The following is a 7,582-nucleotide window of genomic DNA, read 5'->3' as shown; positions in this document are numbered from 1 at the left end:
CTTTTACCAGTTCTTCCGAATGAAGTTGATTTCCCGTACACGATTCGTCTCGTGTCGGAAGTCCTTGAGTCGAACGGTTCTTCATCACAGGCTTCCATCTGTGGTTCGATCCTTGCCATGATGGATGCGGGTGTTCCATTAAAAGCACCTGTCGCTGGTATCGCGATGGGCTTGATCATGGAAGGCGAAAATTACTCGATCTTGACAGATATCCAAGGGATGGAAGATCATCTCGGAGATATGGACTTTAAAGTCGCTGGAACTCACGAAGGTGTCACAGCTCTCCAAATGGATATGAAAATTGGCGGAATCACGCGTCAAATTCTTGAAGAAGCACTTGAACAAGCACGTCTTGGTCGTCTGCATATTCTTGAGCATATGCAATCTGTCATTGCTGAACCGCGTGTCGAATTGTCGCAATACGCGCCGAAAATCGTCACACTTAAAATCAATCCAGATAAAATCCGTGATGTCATCGGACCTGGTGGTAAAGTCATCAACGGTATCATCGATGAGACAGGCGTTAAGATCGACATCGATCAAGACGGAACAGTCTTTATCGCTTCGACGGATCAAGCTGGCATCGATCGTGCCCGTCAATTGATCGAAGATATCGTCCGTGAAGTCGTCGTCGGTGAAGAATTCGATGGAACGGTCCGTCGCGTTGAGAAATTCGGTGCATTCGTTGAATTGTTCAAAGGAAAAGACGCACTCGTCCACATCTCGGAACTCGCACTTGACCGTGTTGGTCAAACGGAAGATGTCGTTAAACTTGGAGATAAGCTAAAAGTCCGTGTCACAGAAATCGATGACAAAGGACGCGTTAACGCGTCGCACAAAGTCCTGCTCGTCGAAGGATTAAGCGAAGAAGACCGTGCCGCATACGAAGAAAAGAAAAAGACAGAGCGTGAGAACCGCCCGCCACGCCGGGATCAGGGTTCACGCCCACCACGTGACGGACAACGTCCACCACGTCGTAACTAATGAATCCAAGGTGGCTCGACGGTGCAGAGAATGCAACGAGAGCCACCTTGTTTCCTATATTTGGAGGAATTACTATGATCGAACGGATACAACTAGAAAACGGGGTTCGACTAATCGTTGAACGGATGCCAGAAGCACGCAGCGTCGCGACCGGAATCTTCATTCAAGCAGGAAGTCGGACGGAACAGATCGAGGAGCATGGGATCAGTCATCTCATCGAGCATATGATGTTTAAAGGAACAAAACGCCATACGGCAAAAGAGATTGCGGTTTACTTTGACCGACTTGGTGGAAATATTAATGCGTTCACGAGTAAGGATCAAACGTGTTATTACGTCAAGACACTAGATGAACATGCAGGTGAAGCCTTTCACGTATTGGCGGATATGTTCCTCGAATCGACGTTTGACGCGGATGAACTGGAAAAAGAGAAAAAGGTCGTCATTGAAGAGATCAAGATGTACGATGACACACCGGATGATCTCGTCCATGAGTTATTAGCTGTTGCGGCTTACGGAGAGGATGTCATGGCTCGACCGATTCTTGGAACGGAAGAGAGTGTGCTTCGGATTGATCGAACGATGATCGGACGATATCTCGAAGAAGCGTATGCTCCGGATCAAATCGTCATTTCCGTTGCCGGAAACGTCTCAGACGAGTTGATTGCGCAGATTCAAGAGCGGATGTCGATCCTCGAATCACGATCGAAGACACGCGAGACGACAGAGCCAAGGTTACAAAATGGTGTGATTCGTAAGGAAAAGGATACGGAACAGGCTCATATTTGTTATAATTTCCGTGCGATTCCTTCTGCTGACCCACGTTTGCCTGCCCTCGCCTTACTCAACAATGCATTCGGTGCGACGATGTCGAGTCGCTTGTTCCAATCCATCCGAGAGGAACGCGGTCTTGCCTATTCAGTCTTTTCCTATTACACGACGTTTGACGATCATGGAACGTTCACGATCTATGTCGGCACGTCTCCGGAATCAGTCGAAGAGGTCGAACAGGTTCTCGCTGCTGAGATTGATCGCTTGAAGCGAGACGGACTATCCGCTAAGGAACTCGAAGATGGCATTGAACAGCTAAAAGGTTCTCTAATTTTAGGAAACGAAGGCACATCGAGCCATATGAACCGAAATGCCCGAAATGAGTTGCATCTGCATCGTCACCCGTCACTCGAAGAAGTACTAGCGGATGTAGAACGAATTCGTCCATCGGACATCGAAGGGCTGATTGAGCACATCTTTTCGGAGGAACCGGCAAAGGCCTATATTCTTCCAGCAGACCAAGAAGAGGAAGCATGACAGCAGAACGGAATAGATGAAACATATGAAATGACGATGTCGAGAAAGAAGGAATACCGTTGAATTTAGCTGAACTGATTCAAGTCATACAGACGCAAAAAATCGAACGAATGGTAGAAGTGGACGTCACGTCCATCACGACCGATTCACGGGATGTTAAACCGGGAACATTGTTCGTCGCCATCAAAGGGTATACTGTTGATGGACACGACTATGCCAAACAGGCAGAAGCACAAGGAGCGGTCGCAATCGTTGCGGAACAACCGGTCAATGTGTCGATTCCTGTCATTCTCGTTCGTAGTACATCACGTGCCATTGCCGAATTGGCTGGCAAATTCTATGATTATCCTTCTGAAAAGATGCGGATGATTGGTATTACAGGAACGAACGGGAAAACGACGACGACGACGATTGTCCGTGATATATTAGCGCACCTTGGTCGGAAAACGGGTATCATCGGAACGGTCGAAGTCAAGATTGGTGACCGCGTCGTACCAAGTCGCAATACGACACCACAAAGCTCCGAATTACAAGCATTTTTGCATCAAATGCATAAAGAAGATGTCCAAGACGTCATCATGGAAGTCTCTTCGCATGGACTAGAGCTTGGTCGAGTAACGGGTGTCGATTACGACATTGCGGGATTCACGAATCTGACGCATGATCACCTCGATTTTCACAAAACGTTTGAGAACTATGCACGTGCCAAAGGATTGTTATTCGCACAGCTCGGACAACGGCTGTCGACAGAGAAAGTCGCGGTCTTGAATGCCGATGATCCGACGAGCGAACTGTACGAAATGATGACAGGTGCTCGTGTCATGACGTACGGTATCGACAACGCAGCTGACCTCCGAGCAACGGCGATTGAACAGTCACTTCAACAAACGACGTTCACGATGATGTACAAAGAAGAACAAGTCGACGTCACGGCGAATTTCATCGGTCGCTTTAACGTCTACAATCTGTTGCTTGCGACAGGGATCCTCTTGTCTTGCGGATACGACCTAACGACGATTGCAGGAGCGATTTCAGCAATCCGTCCGGCAAAAGGTCGGATGCAACGCTTACCAATCGAAGGATATAACGTGTATGTCGACTACGCGCATACTCCTGACGGCATTGAACAGTGTCTGAAAGCACTCGTTGACGTACCGAAGGAAAAGATCGTCTTCCTGATCGGGACAGGTGGAAACCGCGACGTGACGAAACGACCGAAGATGGGCGAACTGGCTTCGACCTACGCAGGAACCGTCGTCATCACGACGGATGATCCACGATATGAAGCATATGAGTCAATTACATCCGGCATCGCCAAAGGGATGACCCACGATCAGTTCGTTGAAATCGGTGATCGGGAAGAGGCCGTGCGTTATGCAGCACGACTCGCACGACCAGATAATATCGTCATCTTAGCCGGCAAAGGTCATGAAAAATATCAAATCATTGGGGATGAGAAAATCCCTCTCGATGAGGAAGTCATCGTCAAAGAGATGATACGGCAAATGGAGGAACAGAAGTGACTTATCAACCAATCGTTGTAACCATAGATCAATTTGAAACATTCGTAAAAACACATCCAAAAGGCGACTTACTTCAGCTTCCAGCATGGGGAGAAGTCAAAAGCGCGACAGGATGGACACATGAACGGATCGCGGTCGGAACAACTTCTGGTGAGATTGCCGGAGTTGGTCTGCTCTTGTTTAAGAAAGTACCGAAGCTACCGTTCACGCTTTGTTATGCACCGCGCGGTTTCGTCGTCGATTATACGGATACGGACGCACTTCGTGCTCTTCGTGATGAAGCGATACGTGTCGCAAAACAACAGAAGGCGATTGCGATTAAATTCGATCCGAACGTCGAGCGGGAAGAATATCCAGGTCTGTTACAGGAGATGCAAGGACTTGGCTTCAAACATAACGGTTTTGGCGGCGGTTTTGACTACGCGCAACCACGCTTTACGATGGAGACGAATCTTGAAGGAACAGAAAAAGAGATCTTCGACGGTTTCCATTCGAAGTTCCGCTACAACGTCCGTCTTGCTGAACGCAAAGGGATCGTATGCGAACAAGCGGATCGTGAAGGACTCAAGACATTCGCGAAGCTGATGGTCGAGACGGGCGAACGGGATGGGTTCTCGATCCGCGGCCTGGATTATTTCGAGAATCTGTATGATCATCTCCATCCAAAGGGTGATGCGGTCTTGTTTTTGACGAAACTTGATGTCGTACGTGCTCTTGAGAATACGGAAGCCTTATTACTTCAAGCCGATAAGGAACTCTCGAAGATTCACCGTCAGCTTGAGAAAGAGACGGCCGAGAAGAAGCTAAAAAGCTTAAACAATCGCTTGGAGCAGACGACAGCACAAATTGAAAAAGCAGAAAAGTCGAAAACGGAACTGATGACGATTGCTGCCAAACATCCAAACGGTGTCATCCTGTCTGGTGGTCTTTTGACGCTTGCTGGTCGTCGTTCCTATTACTTATATGGAGCCTCATCGAACGAGTACCGGGAATTCATGCCGAACCATTTGATGCAATGGACGATGATGAAATATGCGAAAGAACATGGTGCGCTCTCCTATGACTTCGGTGGAGTCAGTGGTTCGACCGACCCGGATGATCATTACGCGGGACTCTATGCCTTTAAATCTGGGTGGGGCAGCCGAATGATTGAAAAAATCGGTGAGTTTGATTATGTACTCAATCGTCCACTCTATCTGTTGCTTGAGACGGGGTTACCGATTCTACAAAAACTTCGGAAGAAGCTTCGCCGCTGATGAAACGGGGAACAATCTTCGGTTGGATCGTATTTTTATTGACGATGTTTGCGATTGGATTGTTTCTTGCGGCATCCATGAACCGGATGCCGACGATTTTGATGGACCAACCGGAACTCGGGATTGATAGTTGCCCACGAGACGTAGCAGGGGAAAACCGTTTGATCAATGCAAGCGAGGCGAACCTGAAGCGTCTCCATCCAGCTGTCGAGGCAGGGGCAAAGGATCTGATCCGTGTTGCACATTCTTGCTACAATATCGATATCAAGATCACGCAAGGGTACCGCTCGATCCAGCAACAGAATGCGCTTTATGAACAAGGGCGTTCTGAGGCAGGTGAAGTCGTCACGAATGCACGAGGCGGTGAATCGATGCATAACTACGGACTTGCAATTGATTTCGTGCAACTCGTAAATGGACAGATTTCGTATGATCTTGAATATGATGGGAATCGGTCAGGGAAAAGTGATTGGCGTGAAGTCGCTGATATCGGGAAAGCACTCGGTTTTGAATGGGGAGGCGATTGGAAGCGATTCGTCGATTACCCTCATTTTGAGATGACGTTCGAGTATTCGCTCGACGAACTGAAGGCTGGTGAACGTCCAAGCCGTTCGGAAAAAGCGAAACGAACAGAAGAAGTCGAAGATTTGTTGAATACATGATTAACGTCATTCCTGGAGTAATGTGGCAGGAATGACGTTTTTTTTAGATTTCCTAGTCCGATTGTTGGCAGATTGTGAAAATTCGGCTAGAATAGTGATAGTGATAAGTGGACGGCTCACGAAAAGTGAATATGAATTATAGGAGGTCATGTTGTGTCAAAGAAGAAGACGGAAAAAGTAAGCGTCTTTGCTCTTGGTGGCGCCGGTGAGATCGGGAAGAACATGTACGTCGTCGAACTCGACGAGGACATCTTCGTCATCGATGCCGGATTAATGTTCCCAGGAGACGAGATGCTTGGAATCGATAAAGTCATTCCAGACATCAGTTATTTAAAAGAAAACAAAGAGCGGATTCAAGGGATTTTCATTACCCATGGTCACGAGGATCATATCGGGGCACTCAGTTACGTCTTACGTGACTTGAAGGTACCTGTTTACGGAACACGTTTGACGCTCGGTTTGATTGAACACAAATTAAAAGAAGCCGGTTTATTGAAAAAGGCAGATCTTCGTCCAATTGATGCCAAGACGAAATTAACCGTTGCAGGTCATTTTATTACGTTCTTCCGGGTCAACCACTCGATTCCGGATGCAGTTGGGGTTTGTATTCAAACGTCTCAAGGTGCCATCGTTCATACGGGGGATTTCAAGTTCGATTACACACCAGTCGATGGAAAACAGGCGGATTTCGGGAAAATTGCAGCGATTGGTCAACGGGGAGTGCTGTGCTTGCTGTCTGACTCGACGAATGCAGAGCGACCAGGGATGTCTGGGTCAGAATCGATTGTCGGTTCTGAATTGAACGACGTCATCTATGAGGCACCGGGTCGTGTGATTGTAGCTTCATTCGCTTCGAACATTCATCGTCTACAACAAGTGTTTGCGGCAGCAGAAGCGAACAATCGAAAAGTAGCGGTCGTCGGTCGTAGCATGGTCAACAACGTTGAAGTGGCACAGCGTTTGAATTACTTACGCTTCAAGCAGAAAACATTGATTGATCTATCTGACATCAATCGCCTCGATGATAACCAAGTCGTCATCTTGACGACAGGATCGCAAGGTGAGCCGATGGCAGCCTTGACACGAATGGCACGTAACGCACACAAGCAAGTCAATATTCGCTTGAATGATACGGTTGTCGTCGCGGCTTCGCCGATTCCAGGTAACGAGAAGTCGGTTTCGAAAACGATCGATCTCTTATTCCGTGCGGGTGCGAATGTTATCTACAACCAACGGAAAGTACACGTTTCCGGTCACGGTCATGCGGAAGATCTGAAGCTGATGCTCAACTTGATCAAACCGAAATTCTTCCTACCGATTCACGGAGAATTCCGGATGCAAAAGGCACACAGTCGTCTCGCACAGACGGTTGGCGTCAATGCGAACAATATCTTCATCATCGAGAATGGGGATGTCGTTGAGTTTGAGAAGCGTAAAGCACGGATGTCACGCAAAGTGAACGCCGGAAACGTCTTGATCGACGGAATCGGTGTGGGTGATGTCGGAAACATCGTCCTTCGTGATCGTCGCTTGTTATCGCAAGACGGTGTCGTCCTCTGTGTCATTACGATTAGCCGAAAAAACAAAACGATCGTCTCGGGACCCGAAATCATTTCTCGCGGATTCGTCTATATGCGTGAATCAGAAGATATGATCAATGAAGCGAACCGAATCGTCGCGAAACAACTACAAGGTAAATTAAACGGAGAATTGGATTGGACGGAGATGAAGTCGTTGATTCGAGATAAACTCAGTGCTTATCTCTATGAACAGACGAAACGCCGCCCGATGATTCTTCCAATCATCATGGAGATTTAACAAACGAGCGGCTCAGATTGACCAATACCTGG

Annotated in this window: 5 protein-coding genes and 1 pseudogene (1 of these 6 running past the window's edge); all 6 read left to right on the top strand. The window is 47.7% G+C overall.

Annotated elements, in window-relative coordinates:
* Window positions 1–984: pseudogene (gene pnp / locus B4F99_RS14385) on the top strand (polyribonucleotide nucleotidyltransferase) (it extends 1,219 nt beyond the left edge of the window).
* A gap of 74 nt (window positions 985–1,058) precedes the next feature.
* On the top strand, window positions 1,059–2,291 hold the full coding sequence (locus B4F99_RS14380; protein WP_290759178.1) for a M16 family metallopeptidase: 1,233 nt from the start codon (window positions 1,059–1,061) through the stop codon (window positions 2,289–2,291).
* A gap of 59 nt (window positions 2,292–2,350) precedes the next feature.
* Window positions 2,351–3,814 carry a UDP-N-acetylmuramoyl-L-alanyl-D-glutamate--2,6-diaminopimelate ligase gene (locus tag B4F99_RS14375; protein ID WP_035407085.1) on the top strand — a complete coding sequence of 488 codons (1,464 nt, stop codon included), beginning with the start codon at window positions 2,351–2,353 and terminating at the stop codon, window positions 3,812–3,814.
* Window positions 3,811–5,070, top strand: coding sequence for a lipid II:glycine glycyltransferase FemX (locus tag B4F99_RS14370; RefSeq protein WP_290759174.1), 1,260 nt, complete (start codon window positions 3,811–3,813; stop codon window positions 5,068–5,070). The genes B4F99_RS14375 and B4F99_RS14370 overlap by 4 nt, the downstream gene beginning before the upstream one ends.
* The gene (locus B4F99_RS14365; protein WP_251137859.1) at window positions 5,070–5,732 is read left to right on the top strand and encodes a M15 family metallopeptidase; all 663 of its coding nucleotides are present in this window, start codon (window positions 5,070–5,072) and stop codon (window positions 5,730–5,732) included. Before B4F99_RS14370 ends, B4F99_RS14365 begins: the two co-directional genes overlap by 1 nt.
* A gap of 153 nt (window positions 5,733–5,885) precedes the next feature.
* On the top strand, window positions 5,886–7,550 hold the full coding sequence (locus B4F99_RS14360) for a ribonuclease J (protein WP_023468670.1): 1,665 nt from the start codon (window positions 5,886–5,888) through the stop codon (window positions 7,548–7,550).
* Window positions 7,551–7,582: the final 32 nt, after the last annotated feature.

This window comes from Exiguobacterium sp. UBA3491, assembly GCF_002377745.1.
Taxonomy (GTDB): Bacteria; Bacillota; Bacilli; order Exiguobacteriales; family Exiguobacteriaceae; genus Exiguobacterium_A.
The sequence above is the reverse complement of the archived record's forward strand: the minus strand, read 5'-3'. Positions and strand labels throughout refer to the sequence as shown.